Origin of the sequence: Paucibacter aquatile (assembly GCF_002885975.1) — a bacterium.
Classification (GTDB): domain Bacteria; phylum Pseudomonadota; class Gammaproteobacteria; order Burkholderiales; family Burkholderiaceae_C; genus Paucibacter_A; species Paucibacter_A aquatilis.
The window spans coordinates 2,622,538-2,646,122 of the sequence record NZ_POSP01000003.1 but is presented as its reverse complement, the minus strand read 5'-3'; the positions used below and the strand labels follow the sequence as shown (position 1 = coordinate 2,646,122).

21 protein-coding genes are annotated in these 23,585 nt (G+C 66.7%); 10 read left to right on the top strand and 11 right to left on the bottom strand.

Translation table 11 applies throughout. The features are described 5' to 3' along the window. The first annotated feature begins 2 nt into the window (after positions 1-2). From C1O66_RS14525 to C1O66_RS14490, 8 genes are all read left to right on the top strand, one after another. Complete coding sequence (locus tag C1O66_RS14525) at positions 3-530, top strand: hypothetical protein (RefSeq protein WP_102768537.1); 528 nt, start codon at positions 3-5, stop codon at positions 528-530. Positions 531-646: 116 nt separating this feature from the next. Then, positions 647-1,114 carry an ankyrin repeat domain-containing protein gene (locus C1O66_RS14520; protein ID WP_165794618.1) on the top strand — a complete coding sequence of 156 codons (468 nt, stop codon included), beginning with the start codon at positions 647-649 and terminating at the stop codon, positions 1,112-1,114. Further along, a complete protein-coding gene (locus C1O66_RS14515; RefSeq protein ID WP_102768535.1) occupies positions 1,111-2,418 on the top strand; it encodes a vanadium-dependent haloperoxidase in 1,308 nt (435 codons plus the stop codon). The genes C1O66_RS14520 and C1O66_RS14515 overlap by 4 nt, the downstream gene beginning before the upstream one ends. 109 nt (positions 2,419-2,527) lie before the next feature. Beyond that, positions 2,528-4,210, top strand: a complete 1,683-nt coding sequence (locus C1O66_RS14510; RefSeq protein ID WP_102769658.1) for a long-chain-fatty-acid--CoA ligase — start codon at positions 2,528-2,530, stop codon at positions 4,208-4,210. Between the two features lie 75 nt (positions 4,211-4,285). Next, positions 4,286-4,759: a hypothetical protein gene (locus C1O66_RS14505; RefSeq protein WP_394341030.1), complete on the top strand. Its 474-nt coding sequence runs from the start codon at positions 4,286-4,288 to the stop codon at positions 4,757-4,759. 155 nt (positions 4,760-4,914) lie between these two features. Beyond that, the gene (locus C1O66_RS14500) at positions 4,915-7,245 is read left to right on the top strand and encodes a M1 family metallopeptidase (protein ID WP_207795955.1); all 2,331 of its coding nucleotides are present in this window, start codon (positions 4,915-4,917) and stop codon (positions 7,243-7,245) included. Next, a complete protein-coding gene (locus tag C1O66_RS14495; protein WP_102768532.1) occupies positions 7,242-8,123 on the top strand; it encodes a hypothetical protein in 882 nt (293 codons plus the stop codon). The genes C1O66_RS14500 and C1O66_RS14495 overlap by 4 nt, the downstream gene beginning before the upstream one ends. Positions 8,124-8,192: 69 nt before the next feature. After that, complete coding sequence (locus tag C1O66_RS14490; protein ID WP_102768531.1) at positions 8,193-8,963, top strand: 16S rRNA (uracil(1498)-N(3))-methyltransferase; 771 nt, start codon at positions 8,193-8,195, stop codon at positions 8,961-8,963. 31 nt (positions 8,964-8,994) lie between these two features. On the opposite strand, the gene C1O66_RS14485 is transcribed toward C1O66_RS14490, so the two are convergent. Both C1O66_RS14485 and C1O66_RS14480 read right to left on the bottom strand, forming a co-directional pair. Next, the gene (locus C1O66_RS14485) at positions 8,995-10,518 is read right to left on the bottom strand and encodes a hypothetical protein (RefSeq protein WP_133155229.1); all 1,524 of its coding nucleotides are present in this window, start codon (positions 10,516-10,518) and stop codon (positions 8,995-8,997) included. Beyond that, positions 10,515-11,018 carry a hypothetical protein gene (locus tag C1O66_RS14480; RefSeq protein ID WP_133155228.1) on the bottom strand — a complete coding sequence of 168 codons (504 nt, stop codon included), beginning with the start codon at positions 11,016-11,018 and terminating at the stop codon, positions 10,515-10,517. Before C1O66_RS14480 ends, C1O66_RS14485 begins: the two co-directional genes overlap by 4 nt. Positions 11,019-11,179: 161 nt before the next feature. On the opposite strand from C1O66_RS14480, the gene C1O66_RS14475 reads away from it, so the two are divergent. Further along, a complete protein-coding gene (locus tag C1O66_RS14475) occupies positions 11,180-12,313 on the top strand; it encodes a helix-turn-helix domain-containing protein (protein ID WP_133155227.1) in 1,134 nt (377 codons plus the stop codon). On the opposite strand, the gene C1O66_RS14470 is transcribed toward C1O66_RS14475, so the two are convergent. Then, positions 12,314-13,597 carry a THUMP domain-containing class I SAM-dependent RNA methyltransferase gene (locus C1O66_RS14470; protein WP_102768527.1) on the bottom strand — a complete coding sequence of 428 codons (1,284 nt, stop codon included), beginning with the start codon at positions 13,595-13,597 and terminating at the stop codon, positions 12,314-12,316. A gap of 393 nt (positions 13,598-13,990) precedes the next feature. Between C1O66_RS14470 and C1O66_RS14465 the strand changes: the two genes are divergently transcribed. Beyond that, positions 13,991-15,067, top strand: a complete 1,077-nt coding sequence (locus C1O66_RS14465) for a pre-peptidase C-terminal domain-containing protein (RefSeq protein WP_165794617.1) — start codon at positions 13,991-13,993, stop codon at positions 15,065-15,067. Positions 15,068-15,129: 62 nt separating this feature from the next. On the opposite strand, the gene C1O66_RS14460 is transcribed toward C1O66_RS14465, so the two are convergent. The 8 genes from C1O66_RS14460 to argS all read right to left on the bottom strand — a co-directional run bounded on the left by C1O66_RS14460 (position 15,130) and on the right by argS (position 23,554). Then, on the bottom strand, positions 15,130-16,143 hold the full coding sequence (locus C1O66_RS14460) for an SGNH/GDSL hydrolase family protein (RefSeq protein ID WP_102768525.1): 1,014 nt from the start codon (positions 16,141-16,143) through the stop codon (positions 15,130-15,132). Positions 16,144-16,346: 203 nt separating this feature from the next. Beyond that, a complete protein-coding gene (locus tag C1O66_RS14455) occupies positions 16,347-17,876 on the bottom strand; it encodes an RNA polymerase factor sigma-54 (protein WP_102768524.1) in 1,530 nt (509 codons plus the stop codon). 98 nt (positions 17,877-17,974) lie between these two features. After that, positions 17,975-18,784, bottom strand: coding sequence for an LPS export ABC transporter ATP-binding protein (gene lptB, locus C1O66_RS14450; RefSeq protein WP_102768523.1), 810 nt, complete (start codon positions 18,782-18,784; stop codon positions 17,975-17,977). Further along, positions 18,781-19,419 carry a lipopolysaccharide transport periplasmic protein LptA gene (lptA, locus tag C1O66_RS14445; protein ID WP_102768522.1) on the bottom strand — a complete coding sequence of 213 codons (639 nt, stop codon included), beginning with the start codon at positions 19,417-19,419 and terminating at the stop codon, positions 18,781-18,783. Before lptA ends, lptB begins: the two co-directional genes overlap by 4 nt. Positions 19,420-19,607: 188 nt before the next feature. Continuing rightward, a complete protein-coding gene (locus tag C1O66_RS14440) occupies positions 19,608-20,282 on the bottom strand; it encodes a thiol:disulfide interchange protein DsbA/DsbL (RefSeq protein ID WP_243392804.1) in 675 nt (224 codons plus the stop codon). 65 nt (positions 20,283-20,347) lie between these two features. Continuing rightward, positions 20,348-21,031, bottom strand: coding sequence for a thiol:disulfide interchange protein DsbA/DsbL (locus tag C1O66_RS14435; RefSeq protein ID WP_243392803.1), 684 nt, complete (start codon positions 21,029-21,031; stop codon positions 20,348-20,350). Positions 21,032-21,092: 61 nt separating this feature from the next. Then, on the bottom strand, positions 21,093-21,839 hold the full coding sequence (locus C1O66_RS14430) for an SPOR domain-containing protein (protein WP_102768521.1): 747 nt from the start codon (positions 21,837-21,839) through the stop codon (positions 21,093-21,095). Beyond that, complete coding sequence (gene argS / locus C1O66_RS14425) at positions 21,836-23,554, bottom strand: arginine--tRNA ligase (protein WP_102768520.1); 1,719 nt, start codon at positions 23,552-23,554, stop codon at positions 21,836-21,838. The genes C1O66_RS14430 and argS overlap by 4 nt, the downstream gene beginning before the upstream one ends. Between the last annotated feature and the right edge of the window lie 31 nt (positions 23,555-23,585).

Here is a 23,585-nt window from a genome sequence, read left to right as displayed (position 1 = left end):
CCATGAAACGCAGAAACTTCGTATCGATGGCGCTGGTGGCAGCGGGTGGGGCCGGTCTCGTGCCCTTGAGCGCGGCTGCGCCGCGCTTGTCCACGGCACAGCAACTTGACATCCAGATTAGCAGCGTTGGCGGTACCGACGTCTTACGCCTGCCCGATGTGCTGCAGCGACGCTGCATGCTCTTGGTGATCGAGAGCCACAGCCGCGCTGCAGCGGCATGGCTGGAGTTGGAACTGTTACGCCTGTCGCCCGAGCAGTTGGACGAGCTGAGGGTATTGTTGGTCGCCCCGGTTGCGGTCGAGACAGAGCAGGCGCCGCTGCTCGATCCGGGTCGCTACCCGACATTGCAGCTGTACCAAACGACGGCCGCTCAATGGCGACACCTGGCATTGGGGTCCGTCCTGCCGCAGCTGTTCGGCTTTACTGACGGTGGCCGCTTGAAAGCCCATGCCATAGGGGCCAAGTCCAACCAGACCGGTTTGGCTCAGTTTCACAACACCCTGCGCAAAGAGTCGGGAGTGCGTCCTTGATGATGAGGTTGACGACAGTGCTGCTCGCAGCCTGGCTTGCCGGTGCGGCCCATGCGCAAAGCGCTGCGGAACAAGCCCGGGCTCGGTTGGCGCGGGCGGAGGTGCCCATTGCTGCGATGAGCCTGGTGCAGTACGCGGCGCAGGGTGATGTCCGCACGGTCGGCTCCCTTTTGGCGACTGGGCTCTCCGCTTCGGCGCCCGACCCGCTGCGCAAGGCCACGGCTTTGCACAGCGCCGCCGCCCTGGGTCAGCTGCAGATGGTCGATCTGCTCTTGAGTCATCAGGCCGAGGTCAATGCGCAGGACTGGCGCGGGCTGACGCCGCTCATCAACGCTGTTCATGGCGGGCACGGCCAGGTGGTGGAGCGTCTGCTCAAGGCCGGTGCCCTCGTGGACATTCGGCCCGCCGAGGGGCCCACAGCACTTTTGGCTGCGGTGCATGCGGGCCGCATCGCCATCGTCCGCATGCTGCTGGACGCTGGCGCTAGCCCGACCCAGCCGGATGCTTTCGGGACCCGTCCGCTCGATGCCGCCCGTCAAACCCAGCGAGATGCGATCACCCAACTTCTCGCGGAACGAACATGATTTTCAGACTCTGTCTCGGCGCCCTGCTGCTGTGCGTCGGCCATATCGCTTCGGCTCGGCCCTTGCTTGAACATCAAGCTTCGGCTGCCGCTCTGCCGCCCGCCGTGCTGGCGATTCCACATTCGGCGTTCCACGACTGGCCTTCAGTCCATCGGCAGGCGGCGAGTGTGGTGGAGCAGTGGCGAGCAGAGCCGCCGACACTCGCCTGGACTCGCATCCAGCTCGACCTGTTCGTCAAGCACAAGATGATGCCGACCCGAGGGGCACGTGGACTCGCGTTGTTGCATGTGGCCATGCATGACGCTCAGGCACTGGCCTTGGCGCGCGGGCAAGACAGCCGGCTGGCGCTTTCGATGGCGGCTGCCCAGGTCTTGGGCTATCTGTTTGCGGCCGAAGAACGGGCTTTTGACCGGCTCGGCTTCGCAATCGCAGCGAAGTTGTCGGGTCAGGCCCTGGGCGAACTCAACGATGCCGACCGGCAAGCCATGCTGCTCGGTTATCAAGTGGGACGCACCGTGGTGCAATATGCCGAGCAGGACGGCGCCCAGCGTGGCTGGAATGGCTTGCGGCTCCAGTATTACGGGGAGCAGCGCTACTACGGCCCTGGCGCCTGGGAACCGACGCCGCCCTACTTTTACTACCCCCCCGATGAGCCGTTTGCGCCTGGCTGGACGCCCTGGATGCTCACATCCAATGCCGAGTTTCGCCCGGTACCACCGGCCTATGGCTCGCCGCGCTATCTGCAGGATCTGAAAGAGGTCCAGGAGGTCTCGCGTAGCTTGTCACCCGCCCAGCTTGAGATTGCGAAGTTCTGGGTGGATGGGCATGGCTCCGTGACGCCGCCCGGACACTGGAACCAGATCGCTCTGGAAGAGGTCAAACGGGCCGGCCTGGGTGCGGCCGCGACGGCGCGGCTGTTTGCTCAGCTCAACGTGGCCTTGGCCGACACTTTTCTGGCGGTCTGGGATTGCAAGTACCACTACTGGACGGCGCGGCCGGTCACGGTGGCAGCCCCTTTGACCGGGCAGCCGCTCAAACCTGCGCTGCTTACGCCGCCCTTTCCCTCCTATGTTTCTGGTCACGCCGCGTTCAGTGGCGCTGCAGCGCGGGTTCTCGCGCGTGCATTTCCGGCTCGCGCCGCGCATCTGGATGCTTTGGCCGAGCAGGCGGCTATTTCCCGGCTGTTCGCGGGCATCCATTTTCGCCATGACAACGAAGACGGCTTGAAGCTCGGGCGGCAGGTGGCCGACAAGATCTTGTCTTCGCCGATCTGGGAATCGCAAGGAGCCGTTCGCCAACCCTGAGCGGGCAAGGGGCCTGCGCGCGTCGCTCTAGAGTCTCGTATCGAATCCCCTGATGAGCCGGGGTGTCGCCATCGGTCAGAATCCGGGGCATCGAATGGAGACAAAGAAGATGGACAAGACCTGGCTCAAGAGCTACCCCGAGGGAGTTCCTGCCGAGATCCATGCCGAGCAATATCCGTCCCTGGTGGACCTGATGGACTCGGCCTTCAAGAAGTACCCGCAGCTGGCGGCCTACACCATGATGGGCCGCACCATGAAGTTCGGCCAGGTGGACGAGGCCTCGCGCGCCCTGGCCGCCTATCTGCAGAGCCTGGGTCTGGAAAAAGGCGACCGGGTCGCCGTGATGATGCCCAATGTGCTGCAGTACCCGGTGGCCGTGGCCGCCATCCTGCGCGCCGGCTATGTGGTGGTGAACGTCAACCCGCTCTACACCCCGCGTGAACTGGAACATCAGCTCAAGGATGCCGGCGCCAAGGCCATCGTCATCCTCGAGAACTTCGCGGCCACCTTGCAGCAGGTGATCAAGCAGGTGCCGACCCAGCATGTGATTCTTGCGTCCATGGGCGAGATGCTGGGCTTCCCCAAGAGCCTGATCGTCAACTACGTGGTGCGCCGGGTGAAGAAGATGGTGCCGGCCTTTGAGCTGCCCGGCGCGGTCGAGTTTGGCGAGGCGCTGGCGCGCGGCCGCGGCCTGGCGTACAAGGCGCCCAAGGTCGGCCCCAACGACATCGCCGTGCTGCAGTACACCGGCGGCACCACCGGCGTGTCCAAGGGCGCTGTGCTCTTGCACCGCAATCTGGTCGCCAATGTGATGCAGGCCGAGGCCTGGTACATGCCTGCGCTGAAGAAGGTGCCGGCCGGCGAGCAGGTGGTGGGCATCGCCGCCCTGCCGCTGTATCACATCTTCGGTTTCACTACCAATATGATGCTGGCCATGCACATGGGCGGCTGCAATGTGCTGATCCCCAACCCGCGTGACTTGCCGGCCATGTTCAAGGAACTGGCCAAGCACCGTTTCCATTGCTTCCCGGCCGTCAATACCTTGTTCATGGCTATGGCCAACCACAAGGACTTCAATACCGTGGACTGGAGCCATCTGGTCATCTCGGTCGGTGGCGGCATGGCGGTGCAGCAGGCCACGGCCAAGCTCTGGCTGGAGAAAACCGGCTGTTCCATCTGCGAGGGCTATGGCCTGAGCGAGACCTCGCCCGTGGCCAGCTGCAACCCGACCGACAGCACGCAGTACACCGGCTCCATCGGCCTGCCCCTGCCCAGCACCGAGCTGCGTCTGCTCGATGACGCCGGCAACCCGGCCGCGCCCGGCGCCACCGGCGAAATCGCCATCCGCGGCCCGCAAGTCATGGCGGGTTACTGGCAGCGCCCGGACGAAACCGCCCAGGTCATGACGGCCGACGGCTTCTTCCGCACCGGCGACATCGGCACCGTGGACGAAAAAGGTTACTTCCGCGTCGTCGATCGCAAGAAAGACATGATTCTGGTCAGCGGCTTCAACGTCTACCCCAACGAGGTGGAAGACGTGATCACGATGATGGACGGCGTGCTCGAATGCGCGGCCGTCGGCATCGCCGATGCGAAAGCGGGCGAGGCGGTCAAGGTGGCCATCGTGCGCAAACCCGGCGCCGCCAAGGAAGTCAGCGAAGCCGATGTGCGCGCCTACTGCGAGGCGCACCTGACCGGCTACAAGCGCCCCAAGGTCATCGAGTTCCGCAATGAACTGCCCAAGACTCCGGTCGGCAAGATCCTGCGGCGTGAACTGCGCGACAAAACCTGAGCGTGTTGCGGGCGGGGTTTCTGCCTCTCGAGGCCCACTCTCCACTAGAGTCGGGCCCCTGAGGAAGGAAAAACCGTGATGCTGGAACAGGCCTACACCAAGACCGAACAAGGCCGCGCCGAGATCAAGAACCGGGCGCTGCCGCTGTCGCGCAGCCTGCGCAACCTCCTGCTGGTCATCGATGACAGCAAGAGTGCCCAGCAATGGCTGGGCCTGGTGCAGGGCATCACGGCGGCGGACATCGCCTTTCTGATCGACCAGGGCTTGATTGCGCCCACGGCCCGGGCCGGATCCGCAGCCGGGCTGGCGCCTGCCGCCCCGCAAGCCCCTGCGCTGCCGAGCCTGGACTACCAGGCCCTGTACGCCTACCTCACCGGTGCCGCGCGTGAGCACCTGGGCCTGATCAAGGGCTACCGCTGGGTGCTGGATGTGGAGCGCTGTGGCGACCTCCCGGCCCTGCAGCAACTGGCCCTGCGCTTTGTGGACGAAGTGCGCCAGGCTCAGGGCGATGCGGTGGCGTTCAAGGTCCGCCAGTCTCTGGGCCTGTAGCGGCCATGCAGCGAGCGGGCGATGTTCGCCCGTCTGGATGGCCGGGCTGTCCCTGGCTGGCACGCCGCCCGGCGGCCTGACTCGGTGATTCCACGGGCTGGCGCCGCGCCAGCACCCGCCTACCATCGCGCGTTCGCCACTTTTGAGCGCCAGCCATGCTTGCACGTCTTTCGCGCCGATCCGGCTCTTCGGTCGCCTTGTGGGCCGGGGTCCTGGCTTCATTGCTGGCATTGAGTGCCTGCCAGAAGGGCGGGGCCAGCGACGGCGCTGCCGCGTCGGCGAGCGGGGCTTCTTCGGCCGCGTCCAGCCCTGCCGTGGCGGCTGCCGCCTCGGCCGTACCACCCTCGCTGGACGGCATCGCCCTGGCCGCGCCCGACGCCGCCGCCGTGCGCCAGCCCAGCAGCCCGCAGGCCTGGGGCGGCCCGCGCAGCGGCCAGGAGCCGACACTGTCCGACCGGGTGGTGGACTACCAAATCGAAGCCCGGCTCGACCCCGAGGCCCACACCATCGAGGGCAAGCAGCGCCTGAGCTGGCGCAACCGCAGCGCCGTGCCGGTGCGTTCCGTCTATCTGCACCTCTACCTCAATGCCTTTGAAGGCGAGGGCAGCACCTTCATGAGCGAGCAGCGCCGCCTGGGCTTTGCCTTCCGCAGCGATGTGCCGATCAAGAAGGGCGACTGGGGCTATATCGAGCTGAAGAAGGTGCAGCAGGCCGGTGTGGCCGTGCCCTGGTATTTTGTGCAGCCCGATGGCGGCCCGGCCACCGACCGCACCGTGGTGCGCCTGGACCTGCCGCAGGCGGTGGCACCCGGTGGCAGCACCACGCTGGACATCGATTTCTTCGACCAGCTGCCGCGCGTGCTGGCCCGCACCGGCTACTTCGGCAGCTTCCATCTGGTGGGCCAGTGGTTCCCCAAGATGGCCGTGCTGGAGCTGCCCGGCGAGCGGGGCGCGACAGCGCCGCGCTGGAACGCGCATGAGTTCCATCTGCACAGCGAGTTCTACGCCGATTTCGGGCGTTATGAGGTGCGCATCGACGTGCCCGAGGGCTACACGGTCGGCGCCACTGGCGAGCTGCAGGGCGAGCCCAAGAAGCAGGGGGGCCGTGTCATCCACCACTACGTGCAAGGCGATGTGCATGACTTCGCCTGGACGGCCGACAAGCGCTTTGCCCCGCCGCTGAAAGCGGTCTACGAGGGCGAGGGCAGCCCCAAGGTGCAGGTCCAGGTGCTGTACCCGCCCGAGTACGCCCACAACGCGCCGGTGGTGCTCAAGGCCACGCTGGATGCGCTGGCCTGGTTCTCCAAGACCTTGGGGCCTTACCCCTACCGCACGGTCACGGCCGTGGTGCCGCCCTTCAATGCCAAGGAAGCAGGCGGCATGGAGTACCCGACCTTCTTCACGGCCGACAGCTATGCCGACCAGACCCCAGGCACCCTGGCCCATTTCGGCCAGGAGTTCGTCACCATCCACGAGTTCGGCCATGGCTACTTCTACGGCATCCTGGCCTCCAATGAGTTCGAGGAGCCCTTTCTCGACGAGGGCCTGAATGAGTTCTGGGATCAGCGCATGATTCAGGCCCGCGGCCAGCGGGCGCCCATGACCACGGCTGCGCTCAAGCGTCTGGGCGTGGGCACCACGGTCGATGTGTTCGAGGGCGAGCGCCTGGGCGCCGGTCTCAAGGACCCGCCGGACGGCCTGGGCCAGAACAGCTGGCACCGCCATTCCAGCGGCAGCTATGGCACGGTGTACTCCCGCACCGCTACCGCCATGCGCGACCTGGAGGCGCAGATCGGCCGCGAGAAGCTGGAGCTGGCCTTCAAGACCTACTACCAGCGCTGGAAGTTCCGCCACCCGAGCACGGCCGATTTGCGCGAGGTGCTGGCCGAGGTCAGCGGCCAGCCGGCCCTGGTGCAGCGCCTGTTCGAGCAACACATCTACGCCAGCCGCTCGGTCGATGACCGGGTGGAGAGCTTCAAGAGCGTGGAAGAGCTGCCCCTGCTGGGACGGCATATCAGCCCCGATGGCCGGCGCAGCGAGCTGGACAAGGACGCACAGGAAGACCTGGTCGAGAAGCTGCGCAAGCAGTGGAAGAAGGACCACCCGGCCTCGTCGTCCAAGGCCGAGGCCAAGAAGGACCCGCAGACCGGCGAAGTGCTGGCCGAGCCCGGACCTTTCCCCTACCGCACCACGGTCGTCTTGCGCCGGCGCGGCGCGGCGGTGCCGCAAACCCTGCGCGTGCGTTTTGCCGATGGCAGCGTCGAGATGGTGCGCTGGGACGACCAGCAATCCTGGGCCCGCTTCAGCTGGGTCAAGCCGGTCAAGGCCGTGTCCGCCGAGCTGGACCCCGAACGCCTGCATTACCTGGATCAGAACCAGCTCGACAACAGCCGCGCCCTCAAGAGCGACGGCCGGGCCGCCCGCCGCATCGCCAGCGATGCCGGCAGCCTGTTGCAAACCCTTCTCGCCCTGGTGGCCACGCTATGAACATGCCGGCGCTCTTGACCCCCGCTCCCGATCTGCGCGGCCAGCTGCGCACCGGTGCCCGCCTGGCCTCGCAATGGCGCTTGCTGCTGCTCTGGCTGCTGGCCCTGGCCTTGCCCTGGTTGCTGGCCCTGCTGCCGCTCTGGCGCGCCCTGGCGGCGCAGCTGGACCAATCGCTGGCTGCAAAGCGCCTGGTGGATGGCTTTGAGCTGCCGGTGCTGGCCGAGGCCGTGATGGGCCTGGGCCCCAACGGCTTTGGCGCCTCGGCCCTGCTCAGCAGCGTGCTGCTCTTGGCCTTGCTGTTGCCCTGGCTCAGCGGCTGCCTGATTGCCGTGGTTCGCTCGCCCCAGCCGCTGGGCTTCATGGCCTTGCTGCAGGGCGGCCTGCGCGAGTACGGCCGCATGACGCGGCTCTGGCTTTGGGCGCTGTGCCTGCTGGGCGCGGTGGCGGCGCTGGGCGGCGGGTTGATGCATTGGGTGGGCGAGAAAACGGCGCTGATGCAGCTGGAGGCCGAGGCCGATCGCTGGAGCCAGGCGGTGATGCTGTTCACCGGCCTGCTGTTCCTGCTGGTGCATGCCAGCCTGGATGCGGCGCGCGCCCGCCTGGCCCTGGAGCCGCAGCGCCGCTCGGTGTTCAAGGCTTGGCGCCTGGCCACGCGCGACCTCTGGCGCCAGCCGCGCCGCATCGGCGTCTATCTGCTGATCACGGCCCTGGGCTTGCTGGCGGCGGCGCTGATCGGGCTCCTGCGGGTGCAGCTGGCGCCGGTGGGGGCGGGCAGCCAGCTGCTGGCCTTGGCGATGGGGCAGCTGCTGGTGCTGTCCCTGGTGTGGATGCGCTGCGCGCGCGTCTTTGCGCTGGCGGCCGCCGGACGCCTGGACTGAATGAATGAATGAAAAAGGGCGGGCCTGAAGGCTGGCACACTGGCGACTTCTTGTCCGTCTTTGCCTGCCATGCCGCCGCGTTTTTTTGTCGACCAGCCCCTGGGCACCTCGTCCAGTGAGCCCAGCGAGCTCAGCTTGCCGCCCAGCGCGGCCCGCCATGTGCAGGTGCTGCGCCTGCAGCCGGGTAGCCCGCTGACCCTGTTCGATGGCAGCGGCGCCGAGTGGCAGGCGGAAGTGCTGGCCATGGGCCGCAGCGAGGTGCGTGTGCATTTGCAGGCTCGCCAGCTGGTGCAGCGCGAGCTGCGTCAGCACATCACCCTGGCCCTGGCCATGCCGGCCAATGACCGCATGGACGGCGTCGTCGAGAAGGCCACCGAGCTCGGCGGCAGCGCCATCCAGCCCTTGATGAGCGAGCGCTCGGTGCTGCGCCTCAGCGGCGAGCGCGCCGAGAAAAAGCAGGCGCATTGGCGCGGTGTGGCCATTGCCGCGGCCGAGCAATGCGGCCGCACCCGCATCCCCGAGATCGGCGCGGTGCAGTCCCTGGCTTCATGGTTGGCCCAGCTGGGCCCGCAGCCAGCCACGCAGCGCCGCTGGCTGCTCAGCCCCACGGCCGCCCAGCCCCTGCAAGCCCTGGCGGCCGCGCAGGCGGAGGCCAGTCACACCCTGGTGCTCAGCGGCCCGGAGGGCGGCCTCAGCCCCGCTGAAGAAGAGGCGGCCCGCGCCCAGGGTTTCGTCGCCGTTCAGCTGGGCCCGCGCATCCTGCGCGCCGACACGGCGCCGTTGGCGGTGCTGGGCTGGCTGGCCTTGTCGGAAGCCGGATGTCACGCTCCCCATGGCTGAAGCTCAGTTGCGGTAAGCGGTCTGCCTGTGCTTATTTCCCGCACAGCTGCCGCATAGCCGGAAGCACCGCTTCCTCGTTGAGCTTGGGGGCTTTTTCTATGCTCAGCTTGAGCTGGGCGGCTGTCTCTGCTTTCTTGTCCTCGACAGCCTTGGCGAAGAGGAATTGCCAGGCTGCTACGGCGCTGTCGACCCGGCGCTGGAAGCCCCAGGCAAGGGTGGTGGCGGCTTGTGCCAGATCTGCTCCCTGACGGTCGGCCTTGTCTGCCTCTGCATTCAGACTGCTCTGCTCGACGGCATCGGTTTCGGCGGCGGCTCGCGCGCGCTTGACCTGTGCGTCGCTTTCAAAGCCGGCAGCGCGGTCCTCGCAGGCTTTCGACAAGCCTGCCTCCAGACCATGGGATTTGAAGTTGCTCGTCAGGCCCAGGTTCTCCGCGTCCAGTCCGGGCGGCAGCTTCTTCTGCAGGCTGTCGAGTTGCCCTTCCATGGCCTTGACGGCCTCGGTGATCTGTTTCAGTGCACGGTCGAGGCGCACCAGCGGGCGCGGCTCGGGTGGTTTGGTTCCGGTCGTATTCAAGCGTGATCCGGCCATCAGGGGCAGGGTGGCATTGAGATCCGAGATCTGCTTCAGCAGTGTTTCGTTTGACACTTCGCCGCTTTTCATCAGCGTGTTGGCCACTTTCAGCCGCGCAATCCAGTTGGTCGCCTTGCTGACGCCGGGATCGTCGTACAAGCGAATCGCGTCAGCGGCCTCTTCAAAGCCGGCAATCACCGAGCACTGGCCATGGAAGGTCATTGCGTCCTTGATCGCGGCTTCGACCGGGTATTGGTCGTAGGACTTGCTCTGGCCCTCCCGCTGGATTTGCTCGTAGACATCGCGACGCCGCTTGTCCACCCCTTGAATCACAACATGGGCAGCCAGATTGGCCAGGAAGGCTTGGTTGTACTCGGCCCGCACGCCGCTGCTCACCGCTGCCGTGCCCGCCCAGTTCTTGGCCGCCGAAGCCGAGTTGACCAAGGCGCCGGCGGTGGCGGCAATGGTGCCCAGCACGCCCAGATTGAAGTTGGTGCGTGAGAACTCGCGTTGCAGGCCGATCTTGAAGGCCGCGCAGCGCTGGGCCGAAGACACCATCAGACGCTCCTGCAGCGCGTTGCGCGCCAGGCGACGCTCGTCCTCGACGGCTTGGGCCGCTCTGCAGGCAAAGAACTGCACCGAGCGGTCCAGGCGCGTGCGATCCTGGCTGGCGAAGGCGCCGCCGTCCTTGTCTTCACCATTGGCTACGCCGCCCTTGGCCCAGACCGGCGTGTTCAGGGCCAAAGTTGCGCAATCCTGGCTGTTGGCGCGCGCCATCGGGGCGTAGCGGACCAGCAAAAAGCCCAGGTCCACCGGTTCGACCACGTCCCGGTCGGTGATCTGGAAGGCACCGGTGGCATCGTAGCTCGAAGTTTCGCGCCAGTATTGGCCGGCGGTCTGGCATCCACACAAGACGGCCACGCAGCCTCCCAGCAGACTCAGATGCAGGACAGATCGGATTGCGGCTGATGCAGAGGGTTTCATTTGGAGGCACTCCATGTTTGATAGGGCTGACCTTGGAGCGAACGAGCTGCCAGGACCTGGATGTCGATGGAGTCCACTACGCACAGCGCTTCGCTGTTGGCCTCGGTCGGGTCACGCTGGGCCAGCAGGGTCAGGTGCAGTTGCAAGTCCTTGCCGCCCTCGATGCGCACGAGAGCGGAACTGCACAAAGGTGCGTCCGACCGGTCCGGCAGCAGATGCAAGGGACTGTCGTCGGCCCAGGCCAGGGCGTGGGCGAACGATGCAGGGCCGCTGCTCAGGCAGGCTCCACGCATGTCGAGCTTGACCCAGCCCGAGCCGATGCAGCGAACCCGGCCTTTGGCGCGCAGGACCTGAGGTGCCAGGTCTTTGCTGGCGGGCGAACTGCTCACCGCAAGATGTTTGAACAGGATGCTCAGGGCGCTGCCATCCCCGGCCCGCGTTCCGTTGACGCCCAGGCCGGCATCCTCGAAGGCGGCAGACTCCAAACTCAGGACTTGCATGGTGAGCTCCAATGGTCCCTTTTGTTGGGCCGGTTGCTGAGTCTTCAGTCTGATCTCCCGCAGCGGATCAAACACCCCCATGGCTGGGGGCAGATGAGCAGGGGCGCCTGCTCAGCAGGGCTGTGGATGTGGCCGCCCCGAGCGCTGCCCAGAATCCGCCCATGAAGAACATGTCCGTTTCCAAGAGAAAGCTGGCCCAGCTGCGCACGCTTTGCCATGCGGGTTTAACACCCGAAGCCTTTGTTCCCGCCTTGCTGGAGGCCCTGCATGCGGTGATCCCCAGTTACCGCAATCTGTTTGATTGGACCGACGGATGCGGCCGGCTTCTTCGTTATGACATCGAGGGCCCGGTCGATACCGGCATCGCACGCATCTATTTCGAGCACTTCCACAACCGACAAGAGATCGACTGCATGCCTGCCTTCGAATCTCTGCGGAATGAGCCCTCCGGTGTGCGCGGTGCCCGGGCCTTGATGAGCCCCCGCTTCTTCAACTCGGCCCTGTACAGCGAAATCTGGAAGCCGCAGCAGCTGCACAGTCGCATCGAGGCCGTGGTGCGCGGCTCCATGGGCCAGTTGCTGGGCAGTCTTGTCCTGTACCGGGGGCCAAAGGACCCGGACTTCAGCCGCGAGGACGAACAGGCCTTGGCCACCTTGCTGCCCTGGGTGGCCCGCGGCCTGCAGGCCGCGGGCCAGGCCCCTGGCGACGAGCCCATGCTGCCGTCGCCGGACGGCGCGGAGGTCCTCTTGCTGGGCCCGGACGGCGAGCTGCGCCATGCCTCAGCGGGTGCATTGCGGCTGCTGCTGCTCGCGGACCAAGGTTTGACGCCTGCCGCAGTCACACGCCCCGCACCAGGGCTGCGAACCCAGCTGCAGCGCCTGTTAGGTCCTCTGCTGGAGGACGGGCAAGGACCAGGCGGAGCGACGTCGATGAGCAAGTCAATGACCTTGATCAACGCTTCGGGCTGCGTGACGGCCGAGTCGCAGCGACTCGTGCCAATCGAGGGCCAAGGAAGCGAGCCCTTGATGCAGATCAGCCTGCGCCGCATGGAGCCGCTGTCGGTCGCCCTGTACCGCACGCTGCGTCGGCTGCCCCTGAGCGCGGCACAGATTCGGGTCTGTGCCGGCCTGTATCGAGGTTTGAGCAGCGCAGAGATGGCGCAGGAGCTGGACGTCGCACCGAGCACCGTCGTTGACCATGTGCGCAAGGCCTACCGGGCCCTGGACGTTCGCGATGCCCAAGCAATGCGGCGTGAGCTGGATGCTCGGATGCAGCCCTGGTGCAGCGGGCGCTGATCAGCTGCCTTCGCCGCCTTTGTCCTTGCGCGCCGAACCCTTGATCAGATCGAAGCGGAACAGCCGGCATTCGATCGGGCCGTTCCACATCGGGAACTTGCGCGATTCCTTCAGGCGCATCTTGCTGGGCAGCTTCATGTCGGGGCAGAGCAGCCAGGCGGTCCAGCCGGCCGGGTTCTGGGTGTAGGCGCGCTTCCAGTGGGCAGCCAGGCGGGGGAAGAAGTCGTCGCCGGCGTCGCGCGCCTCGGAGCCGCCGGCATCGCGGCTCATCTGCACATTGCCGGCCTTGCCGCGCACTTCGATGCGCTCGCCGTAGGGCGGGTTCATCAGGATGGTGCCGGGCATGCCCTCGGGCAGCTCGGGCGCGGGGCGCTCGAGCGCATCACCGCCGTTGAACTGGATGTACTGGGCGACACCGGCGCGCTCGGCATTGCGGCGCGCGAAATCAACCATGCGGAAGGCCACATCGCTGCAGAAGATGGGCACGGCGGGCGCGTGCTCGCGGTCCTTGGCGGCCTGCTTGATGGCCTGCCAGCGGCCGCGCAAGGGCACGAAGGGCAGCTGGCGTTCGAAGGCAAAGCGGCGCTGCATGCCGGCGGCCATGCCGCAGGCGATCTGCGCGGCCTCGACGGCGATGGTGCCCGAGCCGCAGCAGGGGTCGTGCAGGGCGCCGCCGGTCTCGGGCGTGCCCCTCCAGCCAGCCGCGGCCAGCATGGCGGCGGCCAGGGTTTCCTTCAGCGGCGCATCGCCCTTGTCCTCGCGCCAGCCGCGCTTGAAGAGCGGTTCGCCCGAGGTGTCGATGTAGAGCGTGGCGTCAGTTTCGCTGAGGTGCAGCATCACCGGCAGGTCGGGGAAGCGGGTGTCGACGCTAGGGCGCTCGCCGGTGGCATCGCGCAGCACATCGCAGATCGCGTCTTTCACGCGCAGGGTGGCGAAGTTGAGGCTGCGCAGCGGTGAGCGCTGGGCCACGGTGTCGACGCGGATGGTCTCGGCCGGGGTGATCCACTCGTTCCAGTCGACCCGGCGGGCCAGGGCGTAGATGTCGTCCTCGTGGCGGTAGCCGCCCGAGACCAATTCGATCAGCACGCGCTGGGCCAGCCGGCATTCGAGGTTGAGCTTCATCACGCCCTCGAGATCGCTCTTCAGCGCGATGCCGCCGCGCAGCACCTCGATATGGGTCTTGGGCAGGATGGCCCGCACTTCCTCGTCGAGCAGACGCTCCACGCCCGAGGGGCAGGAGACGAAGAGGTAGTGAAGGTATTTGGGGGTTTCTTTGGCGGCCATGGGCCGATTGTCCCAGGAATGGCGAGGGAGGGCCGCGGCCCTCGGCTGCAGCGCTCGGGCGGAATCCGGCGCGAACTCTGTCGCCAAGTCACCCTGTCAACTCTGACAGCTCCGCCCAGAAATTCGAGATAACCCTGTATTCAGGCGGCGCGGCTGCGGTCAATCTTGTGCTGCGGGCGCTGAATAACGTGCATCTCCGACGTCAAGGACCGAAGCTGGCCCTGGTCGCGGCGCATGAAGGACGTGGCCCGCGGGCGGCCGGGATCGATCTGCCGGCTCGCCTTCGGCGTTCTCCATCCACCACCCCGGCTCTCAGCGTCGGTGCGGCGCCGCACTTCACAAGAGTCCGCGCCGCTCGGCCGGAGTCACTCTGTGAAAGAAAGCCTCCTCACCATGTCTCAGCACACACCCTCTCCGCGCCGCCAGGCGCTCAAGCTCATGGGCGTGGCCTCGGTGGCCGCGCTCGGCAGCAAGGAATCCAGCAGCCAGTCGCAGACGCCCTACGGTGCCGCCGCGGCCGCCTGCAAGGCGGACACTGAATCGACCGCCGGCCCCTATCCCAATATCAGCGCCGCCGAGCGCCGCGATCTGCGCGCCAACACCAGCGGCAACACCACGCCCAAGTCCGGCGCACCGCTGACCCTGCGCCTGCGCGTGCTCGATCTGGAGAACAACTGCGCGCCGATTCCGGGTGCCGTGGTCGACATCTGGAGCTGCGAGGCCACGGGCCTCTATTCCAGCTACGCCCCCTTCGGCACCCAGGGGCAGAACTTCTGCCGCGGCTACCAGAAGACCGGTGCCGACGGCGTGGCCGAGTTCCTGACCCTGTTTCCAGGCAGCTACAGCGGCCGGGCCCTGCACATCCATTTCTCCATCCAGAGCGCGGCGCGCAACATCCGGCCCAATGACGATGGCCGCAATCTGCCCGATGTCTTCGTGGCCCAGCTCTACTTCAACGCCGCCACGGCGGATGAGGTGTTCCGCAGCTTTCCCATCTACCAGCAAGGCGCGCCACGCACCCGCAACGAGGCCGACAGCATCTACGCCAGCGATGGCGGCGCCGGCTATATCGTGCAGGTCAGCAAGAGTGGCAATGCCTACACCGGCACCATCGATGTGGGGGTGAGGCGCTCAGCCATTGGCATGGGCAACAGCCAGAACGTCACGCCCCTGGTCAGCGGCCAGGCTCAGACTGTCAGCCTGGGCCTGCGTCAGTCGCGGCTGTACAGCATCCAAGTGCCGCCGGGCCGTCGGCAGCTCAAGTTCCAGCTTTCCGGGGGCACGGGCGATGGCGATCTCTACGCCCGCCTGGCATCGGCGCCGAGCACCACGGTGTATGACAAGAAATCCGATGGCTCGAGCAATGCCGAAACCATCACTTTCGCCTCACCCGTGGCGGGCACCTACTATCTGCTGCTCAATGCCTACGCCCCGGTCCACAACGCGCGCCTGCTGGCGACCTTGAGCTGAAGCCAGGCGGCGCTGGCCGCCAGCTTCGGGGCCGGTGCTCCAGGCGACCGGCCCTTGTCTTTTCAGCTGCGGCGCTGGCGACCGGCGCGCAGGCCCAGGGCTGCCAGGCCCAGGCCCATCAGCAGCCAAGTCTGCGGTTCCGGCACGGCAGCCAGCATGCCCTGGCCGAGGTAGCTGTGGGTCAGCGTGGTCGGGTGGATGCGGTCCCAGTACATATAACTCTCGGGGCTGCTGCAGATGCTGCCGTCGGGCTGGCCGACATAGCCGGTGAAGCAGGCTTGGGTGACATTGCTGAAGCCGTAGAGCGCCGCGTTGTCGACCAGGGCTTGCTGCGTGCCCAGGGTGTCGAAATAACGGATGTCAATGCCGGGCAAGGTGCGCAGCTGGCCGATGGCCTGATTCAGGCCAAAGTTGAAGCCCAGGGAGAGCTGGTGGAGCTGGCCCGACAGGCCGGACGACAGGCCGGCCGGTGTCTGGCCCAGGTCGGGCAGGCCTGGCATCAGGAAGCTGCGCGCACCCAGGCCGTAGAGGGTCTGCACCGCGCTGCTGAGGTTCTGGATGGCCGCTTGCGCCGTGGCCTGCGAGAAACCCAGGTACTGGAAATCATTGGCCCCGCCCCAGAGCACGTAAAGGGCCTGGCTGTCGGCGGCCGAGCCAGCCAGGCCGGACTGGAAGGCGCCCACTTGCGAGAGCATGCCCGTGTTCTGCAAGGCGGCCGGGGCGCCTGCGGCCACCGCCGCGCCGTTGAGCCAGCCGGTTTGGGCACCGCCCCAGGCGTAGTCCTGCAGGCTCACGCCCAGGCCTTGGGCGAGGTGCTCGACGGCCACCTGGCCGTTGGAAAAACGACCCTGGAAATAGTTGCCCGGCTGGGGCACGGCGCCGCTGGTGGCGCGGTAGAAATTGCCGTTGTCCGAGAGGCTGTCGCCGAAGGCGATCACGCGGCTGTAGCTGGTGGCGGCACTGCTGCTTGTGGCCTGAGCCTGAGCTTGGGAGGGGGCGGCCCAGGCCAGGTTGGCGGCGAGTATCAGCAGCGCGGGCAGGCGGGCGCCGGCCGGGGAGCGGAGGGTGGTGTTCACGGCAGACCTTTCAAGTAACGATCCAAGTCAGCGGCATGATGGCATGTCTCGAAATGGGATTCACCTGAAATCGGTGTGCGTGTTCACGTTTGGGGGTGAACGGGTGAACGGGTGAACAGGTGAACAGGTGAACAGGTGAATGGTGAATCGTGGGGTGTGGTTCACCAGTTTACTGATTCACCCGTTCACTCAAGCTTCAACCTTCAAACCACCCGCCGCATCGTCGTCGTCCCGATGTGCATGCCTTCGCGGTATTTGGCGACGGTGCGGCGCGCGACCTGGATGCCTTGCTCTTCCAGCATGCTGGCCAGGGCGCTGTCGGAAAGGGGTTTGGCCGGGTTCTCGGCGGCGATGAACTGCTTGATCAGCTCGCGTACGGCGGTGCTGGAGGCCTCGCCGCCGGCCTCGGTGGACAGGCCCGAGCCGAAGAAATACTTGAGCTCGAAGGTGCCGAAGGGCGTGGCCATGTACTTGGCCGTGGTCACGCGCGAGATGGTCGATTCGTGCAGGCCCAGCTCATCGGCGATCTCGCGCAGCACCAGGGGCTTCATGGCCACGGCGCCGTGGCTGAAGAAACCTTTTTGCCGCTCGACGATGGCGGTGGAGACGCGCAGGATGGTGTCGAAGCGCTGTTGGATGTTCTTGATGAACCAGCGTGCCTCCTGCAGCTGGCCGCCCAGGGCGCTGTTGCTGATGCCGCCGCGCGTCTGGCGCAGGGCGTTGGCGTAGAGCTCGTTGATGCGCAGCTTGGGCGCGACCTCGGGGTTGATGATGACGCGCAGCTCGCGGCCGACCTTGCGCACGATCACGTCCGGGATCACCGCCGGCGCCTGGCCGCGGGCAAAGCGCCGGCCGGGCTTGGGCTCCAGGGCCACGATCAGGGCTTGCGCTTCACGCAGCAAGGCATCGTCGGCGCCGGTCAGCAGCATCAGGCGGCGGCTGTCGCGCTTGGCCAGCAGGTCCAAGTGCTTTTTGCAGATCATGATGGCGATCACCTGCGGCGCGCTGCGCGGCAGCTGGCGCAGCTGCAGCTCCAGGCATTCCGTCAGCTCGCGGGCACCGACGCCGGGCGGGTCCATGTGGTGCAGCCATTTGAGGGCGATGCGCAGGTGGTCGAGCAGCTCCTCGCGCTCGGCGGCGCTGTCCTCGTCACCGTCCGGCACCAGGGCCTCGGCGATGGCTTCCAGGCTGTCCTCGAGATAGCCGTCCTCGTTGAGAGAGTCGATCAGCAGGCGTAGCGCAAGCTGGTCGGTATCGCTGAGGTGCATGCCGGCCATCTGCTGGACCAGATGCTCTTGCAGGCTGATCTCGGCCGATTCCTGGTCGCTGCGTTCGCCGTCTTCATCGTTGCTGCCCGAGCCGCTGCCGCTGTTGCTGGGCAGTTCGCGGATGCCGTCGAAATCGTCGCCCTCGGTGCCGTTCTCCCAGTCCTCGCGTTCGGTGCTGCCGAAGTCTTCGGCCTGCAGCTCGGGTGTGGCCTCGGCCTCGGCGCCGCCGCCCAGCTCACGGTCGGCGCCGCTGTCCTCGGCGGCGCTGGCCGGGCGCAGCTCGGGCAGCTCGGGCGTGGCGACGGAGAAGTCTTCTTCGGTTTCGAGCAGCGGGTTCTGCGCCAGCATCTGCTCGACTTCCTGATTCAGCTCCAGCGTGGACAGTTGCAGCAGGCGGATCGATTGCTGCAGCTGCGGCGTCAAGGCCAGATGCTGGCTCAGTCGAACCTGGAGTGACTGCTTCATGGCGCGGGCTCAGGGGCAGTCGTGAGATGCAGGAATCCCTGCATCAGCCCCGCGCGGGGCTGCCGTGGCAGCGGGCGTGTAGGCATCCATGGCCGGCTCTACATGCGGAAATGTTCGCCGAGATAGACCTTGCGCACATCGGCGTTGGCCACGATCTCGTCCGGCGTGCCCTCGGCCAGCACCGAGCCCTCGCTGATGATGTAGGCCCGGTCGCAGATGCCCAGGGTCTCGCGCACATTGTGGTCGGTGATCAGCACGCCGATCTGGCGCGCTTTCAGGAAACCGATGATGCGCTGGATCTCCAGCACCGCGATCGGGTCCACGCCGGCGAAGGGTTCGTCCAGCAGGATGAAGCGCGGTTGCGTGGCCAGGGCGCGGGCGATCTCGACGCGGCGGCGTTCGCCGCCCGAGAGCGCCGGCGCCGGGCTGTCGCGCAGCTTCTCGATGCTGAGGTCGTGCAGCAGCGCTTCCAGCAGCTCCTTGATGCGCGGCTCTTTCAGCGCGCGGCCCTGCTCGTCGCGCTGCAGCTCCAGCACGGCGCGGATGTTCTGTTCCACCGTGAGCTTGCGGAAGATCGAGGCCTCCTGCGGCAGATAGCTCAGTCCCAGGCGGGCGCGCTGGTGGATGGGCAGGTGCTCGACCGATTGGCCGTCGATGTGGATCTCGCCGGCGTCGGCGCGCACCAGGCCCACGATCATGTAGAAGCTGGTGGTCTTGCCGGCGCCGTTGGGGCCCAGCAGGCCAACCACCTCGCCGCTGTTGACGCCCAGATGCACGTTCTTGACCACGCGGCGCACGCCGTAGCTCTTGGCCAGGCCCTCGGCTTCCAGGCGGCTGCGCGGGCCGGATTCGAGGGCGGCCACGGGCGCGTGATGGGGGCTGGCGACGCTGCTGTTGCTGCTGCTCATGGCGCTTTGCGGGGGCTCAGGCTGGTGCTGGGCTTGAGTTGCACGCCGGAGGCCGCGGCCGCGGGTGCCGAGGCGGCCTCGGGCGCGCCGCCGCGCGGCATCATCACCACACGGACCCGGCCGCTCGGGTGGGGCGAGGTCTGGCCGCCCTCGAGGGTGAAGACCTCGCTGCGGTTGTCGAACAGGATGACTGCGCCGGTCACCTCGTCGGCCACCGTCGTGCCCTGCAGGCGGCGCACCACGGCATTGCCGATGAAGCGCACGGTGTCGCTGCGGGTGTCGTATTCAAGCTGGTCGGCCAGGCCTTCGATGGCCTCGCCCGGCACATCGCGCGCCTGGCGGAAGCTGACCTGCTTGCCGGTCTGGCCATTGGCATAGACCTGGTAGTAGCCGTCGCCGGTTTCGCGCACATCGAGCTTCTCGGCGCGCAGCACCAGGCTGCCCTTGCTCAGCACCACATCACCGTTGAACTCGGTGCGCTGCTTGGCGATCTCGACGCTGCCGCCGTTCTTGGAGCTGATGTTCAGCGGCTTGGCGCGGTCGCCTTTTTCCGCCCAGCCCGAAGTCGAGGCCCCGCCCAGCAGCAAGGCTGCCAGCAAGCCGGGCAAGACGGAAAAGCGCGGTGACAGCTTCATGGGCAGCAGCAGGAGGGATGGAGGAGGGGGCAGGCCGGGCAATCGAATCAAGCGAGCACGCGTTCGCCGCCCGTGAAGGCGGCACAAAACTTGCAGGCCATTCTAGTACGGGCCTGGGTCAGCCCGGAGCGCCCGCCGTGCGTGAAGCGTGAGCATCACGCCGCGGTGCGTCCGGTGCCATCCATTCATCAGGCCTTGCCGCCGCGCAGCTGTTGGATCAGATGGTTGCTCAGGGCGAGGGCGGCCTGGTGGCCCACCGCGGCGCTCTGCCCCGGGCCAGCGGCCAGGCTGGGGCTGGTCAGGAAACGGCCGCCGATGCCCAGGGCTGGCACCGTCTCCGCACGGTAGGCAGCGGCCAGCTGGGCCGATTGCGCCATCCGGCTGTTGGCGGTGAAGGAGTTGAAGGCCGCCTTGAACTTGGCCTCTTCCAGGCCGAGGCTGACGGCGAATTGGGTGATGGCCTTCTCATCGCTGAGGTCCAGACGCTGGACATGGATGGCCTTGAACACGGATTCGTGGAAATCGCCCAGGCGGCCGAGACTTTCCAGCGCGAACATCAGGCGCTGGTGCAGCTTGTGCATGGCGCCCACACCCACATGGACCCGGCGGAAGCTCACATCGGCCGGCAACTGCTTGGCCCAGGCGCTGACATGAGGGTCGAAGGCGAAGCAGTGCTGGCAGGTGTAGAGGAAGAACTCGATCACCTCAATCTTGCCCGGTGTGCTCGGCAGCGGCTGAGCCAGGCGCAGATAGTGTTTGCCTTCCACCGGCGCCGCCCCCTGAGCCCGGCTCAGGGTCGGCAGGGCGGCCATGGCCAGCCCGAGGGTCGAAGAGAACTCACGGCGAGAGATCAAGGTCTTCATATCGGGGCGGGCGCTGGCGCGGTTCAGGGTTCAATGAGTTGAGGACAGCAGAGCAGGAAGAACGATCAGCCCTTGCTGGCGCGGGCCAGCTGGATCAGGTGGTCGGCCACGGCCAGGGCGCGGCGGCCGTTGGCCTGTTCGTTGTCGCCACGCAGGCCGGCGATCGAGGGCGAGGTCAGGTAGCGGCCGCCAATGCCCAGGGCGGGCACGCCGTCGATGCGGTAGGCCTCGGACAGCTTGGTGCCCTGGCCGGCCTTGGTGACCACGCCGAAGGCGTTGTAGGCGTCCTTGAACTTGGCGCCGTCCACACCCAGCTTCACCACCAGATCGGTGATGCTCTTCTCATCGTTGAGATCGAGGCGCAGCTCATGGAAGGCGTTGAAGATCTTGTCCTGCAGCTCGGCCGCTTTGCCCAGGGCTTCCAGGGCGTAGAACAGCTTCTGGTGCTGCTTGATCATGGCGTTGAAGCCCACATGCACGCGGCGGAAGGCCACATCGGCCGGCAGCTGCTTGATCCAGGGCGCGAGCACCGGCTCGAAGGCATAGCAATGCGGGCAGCCGTACCAGAAGAACTCGACCACTTCGATCTTGCCCGGCACGGCCACGGGCAGGGCCTGGGCCAGGGTCTGGTACTTGCCGGCAAAGGGGTCGGTTTGCGCCAGGGCCAGCTGCGGGGCCAGGCTCAGGCCGCCCAGAGCCAGAGGCGTCGACAACAGGGCAGAAAACTCGCGACGTTTCATCATCTTCATCTTCTCGTTCATCTCGGTGGACACAAGAGGCCTCTGCAGGCCCTGGGTGATGGACAGACGATCAGCGCTTGACGCCGACCAGATTGGCTTCGATGCCGGCGGCTTCGATCTTGCGCTGCATGCCCTCGGCTTCATCGCGGCTGTCGATGGGGCCGATACGCACGCGGAACACGGTGCGACCCGATTGTTCCTTTTCCATGACCTTGGCGCTGAAGCCCAGCAAGGCCAGGCGGGCGCGTTGCTGCTCGGCGTCCTCGTTCTTCACATAGGCGCCGGCCTGCACGAAGTAGAGGTTGGGATCGGCCGCGGCTGCGGCGGCGCTGGCGGCAGCTGCCTTGGCCTCGGCCTTTTTGTCGGCCGGGGATTTGTCGGTGGCCTTCTCGGCAGCCTTGTCGGCGGCCTTGTCAGTAGGCTTGGTGGCCGGTGCTGCCGCTGTGGAGGCAGCTGGAGCGGGCGCAGGCGTTGTCACGGCGGCAGGGGCGGCCGGAGCCACCACCGCCGGCGCGGGCGCCGGGGCGCCACTGACCACGCCGCTGGCCGCCTTGGCGCTGGCCTTGCCGGCCAGGGGGGCGTTGGGGTCCCAGTTCTTGTTGCGCTGGGCTTCGGCCGCATCCTGCTCGGCCGTGCGCTGGGGCACCTTGTCGATGAAGGGGATGGGCACCTTGGCGATGTAGAGCGCCACGCCGAGCGCCACGGCCAGACCCAGCAGCAAGCCGACGATCAGGCCGAGGACAAAACCGCCCCGTTGTTGTTTGCTCTTGTTGCCGTTCTTGCTGTTGTTGCTGCTGCCAGATTGAGCCGTGCTCATGCCTTCTCCGTCGCTTCAGGGTTCGCTTCGCGGGACATCACCTCGGGTGCGCTGACCCCCAGAACCGCCAGGGCATTGCGCAGGACCTGGCGCGTGGCGGCCAGCAGGGCCACCCGGGCTGCGCTCAGCTCGGGCGCCTGGTCCAGCACGCGCTCAGCCGCATAGTAGCTGTGATAGCTACCGGCCAAGTCGCGCAGATAGAAAGCCACATCGTGTGGGGCCAGACCGGCGGCCGCGCCTGACAGCATGGCCGGGTACTCGGCCAGCTTGAGCATCAGGGCCGCCTCGGTGGGCGCCGTCAGCAGGCTGAGGTCGGCCTGGGCCAGGGTGCTTTCGTCGCCACCGCGGGCCACCCAGTTGCGAATCACCGAACAGATGCGGGCGTGCGCATACTGGACGTAGAACACCGGGTTCTCGTCGTTTTGCTTCAGCGCCAGGTCGACGTCGAAGATGAACTCGGTGTCGGCCTTGCGGCTGATGAGGAAGAAGCGCACGGCGTCGCGGCTGGTCCAGTCGATCAGGTCGCGCAGGGTGACGTAGGAGCCGGCGCGCTTGGAGATCTTGACCTCTTCGCCGCCCTTCATCACCGTGACCATCTTGTGCAGCACGTAGTCCGGGAAGCCCTGCGGAATGCCCACATCGGCCGCATGCAGGCCGCCGCGCACCCGGGCGATGGTGCCGTGGTGGTCGGTGCCCTGGACGTTGATGCACTTGGTGTAGCCGCGCTGGAACTTGTCGATGTGGTAGGCCACATCGGGCACGAAGTAGGTGTAGCCGCCTTCGGACTTGCGCATCACGCGGTCCTTGTCGTCACCGTAGTCGGTGCTGCGCAGCCAGAGTGCGCCGCCTTCTTCAAAGGTCTTGCCGTTGGCCACCAGCTTGGCCACCGTGTCTTCGACCCGGCCTGAGCTGTAGAGGCTGGATTCCAGGAAGTAGTTGTCGAACTTGAGGCCGAAGGCCTGCAGGTCCAGGTCTTGCTCGTGGCGCAGGTAGGCGACGGCGAACTGGCGGATGCCGTCCAGGTCTTCGATATCGCCCGAGGCGGTGAACTGGCGGTCGTCGGCGACCACGGTCTTGCCAGCGCGGAAGTCGTCGGCGATGTCCTGGATGTAGTCACCGTTGTAAGCGCTCTCGGGCCAGCCGGCGTCACCGGGCTTGAGGCCCTTCAGGCGGCACTGGGTCGAGTTGGCCAGCGTGGCGATCTGCACGCCAGCGTCGTTGTAATAGAACTCGCGCGTGACCTGGCTGCCCTGGGTTTGAAACAAACTGCAAATGGCGTCACCGAGTGCAGCCTGGCGGGCATGGCCCACATGCAGGGGGCCGGTGGGGTTGGCCGAGACGAATTCGACCATCACATGCTGCGCATTGGCGGGCTGTTGACCGAAGCGATCGGCGGCGCCCAGCACCTCGGCCACCACGGCCTGCTTGGCGGCGGCGGTCAGGCGGATGTTGATGAAGCCGGGGCCGGCGATCTCCAGGGCCGAGACCCAGCGCTGGAAGGCCGGGCGGCGCTGCAAGGCCTCAATCAGGGCCTGCGCCAGCTCGCGCGGGTTCTTCTTCAGCGGTCGCGCCAGCTGCATGGCGGCCGTGCAAGCGAAGTCGCCATGGGCGGCTTGCTTGGGAGATTCGAAGGCGGCAACCAGGTCGGTGCCGGGGCTGAGTTCTTGAATGGCTTCGGCCAGGGCGGCGAGCAATTCTTGCTTGGCTTGGATCATGGGTGAATTCTACGGGGCGGGCGTCAGTATG

Bases quoted from the DNA above. Each gene is read 5' to 3' on its own strand.
- C1O66_RS14465 (WP_165794617.1), top strand. From the start codon at position 13,991: ATGTCTCAGCACACACCCTCTCCGCGCCGCCAGGCGCTCAAGCTCATG.
- C1O66_RS14475 (WP_133155227.1), top strand. From the start codon at position 11,180: ATGAAGAACATGTCCGTTTCCAAGAGAAAGCTGGCCCAGCTGCGCACG.
- C1O66_RS14485 (WP_133155229.1), bottom strand. From the start codon at position 10,518: ATGAAACCCTCTGCATCAGCCGCAATCCGATCTGTCCTGCATCTGAGT.
- C1O66_RS14510 (WP_102769658.1), top strand. From the start codon at position 2,528: ATGGACAAGACCTGGCTCAAGAGCTACCCCGAGGGAGTTCCTGCCGAG.
- argS (WP_102768520.1), bottom strand. From the start codon at position 23,554: ATGATCCAAGCCAAGCAAGAATTGCTCGCCGCCCTGGCCGAAGCCATT.
- lptA (WP_102768522.1), bottom strand. From the start codon at position 19,419: ATGAAGCTGTCACCGCGCTTTTCCGTCTTGCCCGGCTTGCTGGCAGCC.
- C1O66_RS14440 (WP_243392804.1), bottom strand. From the start codon at position 20,282: ATGAAGACCTTGATCTCTCGCCGTGAGTTCTCTTCGACCCTCGGGCTG.
- C1O66_RS14525 (WP_102768537.1), top strand. From the start codon at position 3: ATGAAACGCAGAAACTTCGTATCGATGGCGCTGGTGGCAGCGGGTGGG.
- C1O66_RS14455 (WP_102768524.1), bottom strand. From the start codon at position 17,876: ATGAAGCAGTCACTCCAGGTTCGACTGAGCCAGCATCTGGCCTTGACG.
- C1O66_RS14495 (WP_102768532.1), top strand. From the start codon at position 7,242: ATGAACATGCCGGCGCTCTTGACCCCCGCTCCCGATCTGCGCGGCCAG.
- C1O66_RS14500 (WP_207795955.1), top strand. From the start codon at position 4,915: ATGCTTGCACGTCTTTCGCGCCGATCCGGCTCTTCGGTCGCCTTGTGG.
- C1O66_RS14515 (WP_102768535.1), top strand. From the start codon at position 1,111: ATGATTTTCAGACTCTGTCTCGGCGCCCTGCTGCTGTGCGTCGGCCAT.
- C1O66_RS14435 (WP_243392803.1), bottom strand. From the start codon at position 21,031: ATGAAGATGATGAAACGTCGCGAGTTTTCTGCCCTGTTGTCGACGCCT.
- C1O66_RS14430 (WP_102768521.1), bottom strand. From the start codon at position 21,839: ATGAGCACGGCTCAATCTGGCAGCAGCAACAACAGCAAGAACGGCAAC.
- C1O66_RS14520 (WP_165794618.1), top strand. From the start codon at position 647: ATGAGCCTGGTGCAGTACGCGGCGCAGGGTGATGTCCGCACGGTCGGC.
- C1O66_RS14480 (WP_133155228.1), bottom strand. From the start codon at position 11,018: ATGCAAGTCCTGAGTTTGGAGTCTGCCGCCTTCGAGGATGCCGGCCTG.
- C1O66_RS14470 (WP_102768527.1), bottom strand. From the start codon at position 13,597: ATGGCCGCCAAAGAAACCCCCAAATACCTTCACTACCTCTTCGTCTCC.
- C1O66_RS14490 (WP_102768531.1), top strand. From the start codon at position 8,193: ATGCCGCCGCGTTTTTTTGTCGACCAGCCCCTGGGCACCTCGTCCAGT.
- lptB (WP_102768523.1), bottom strand. From the start codon at position 18,784: ATGAGCAGCAGCAACAGCAGCGTCGCCAGCCCCCATCACGCGCCCGTG.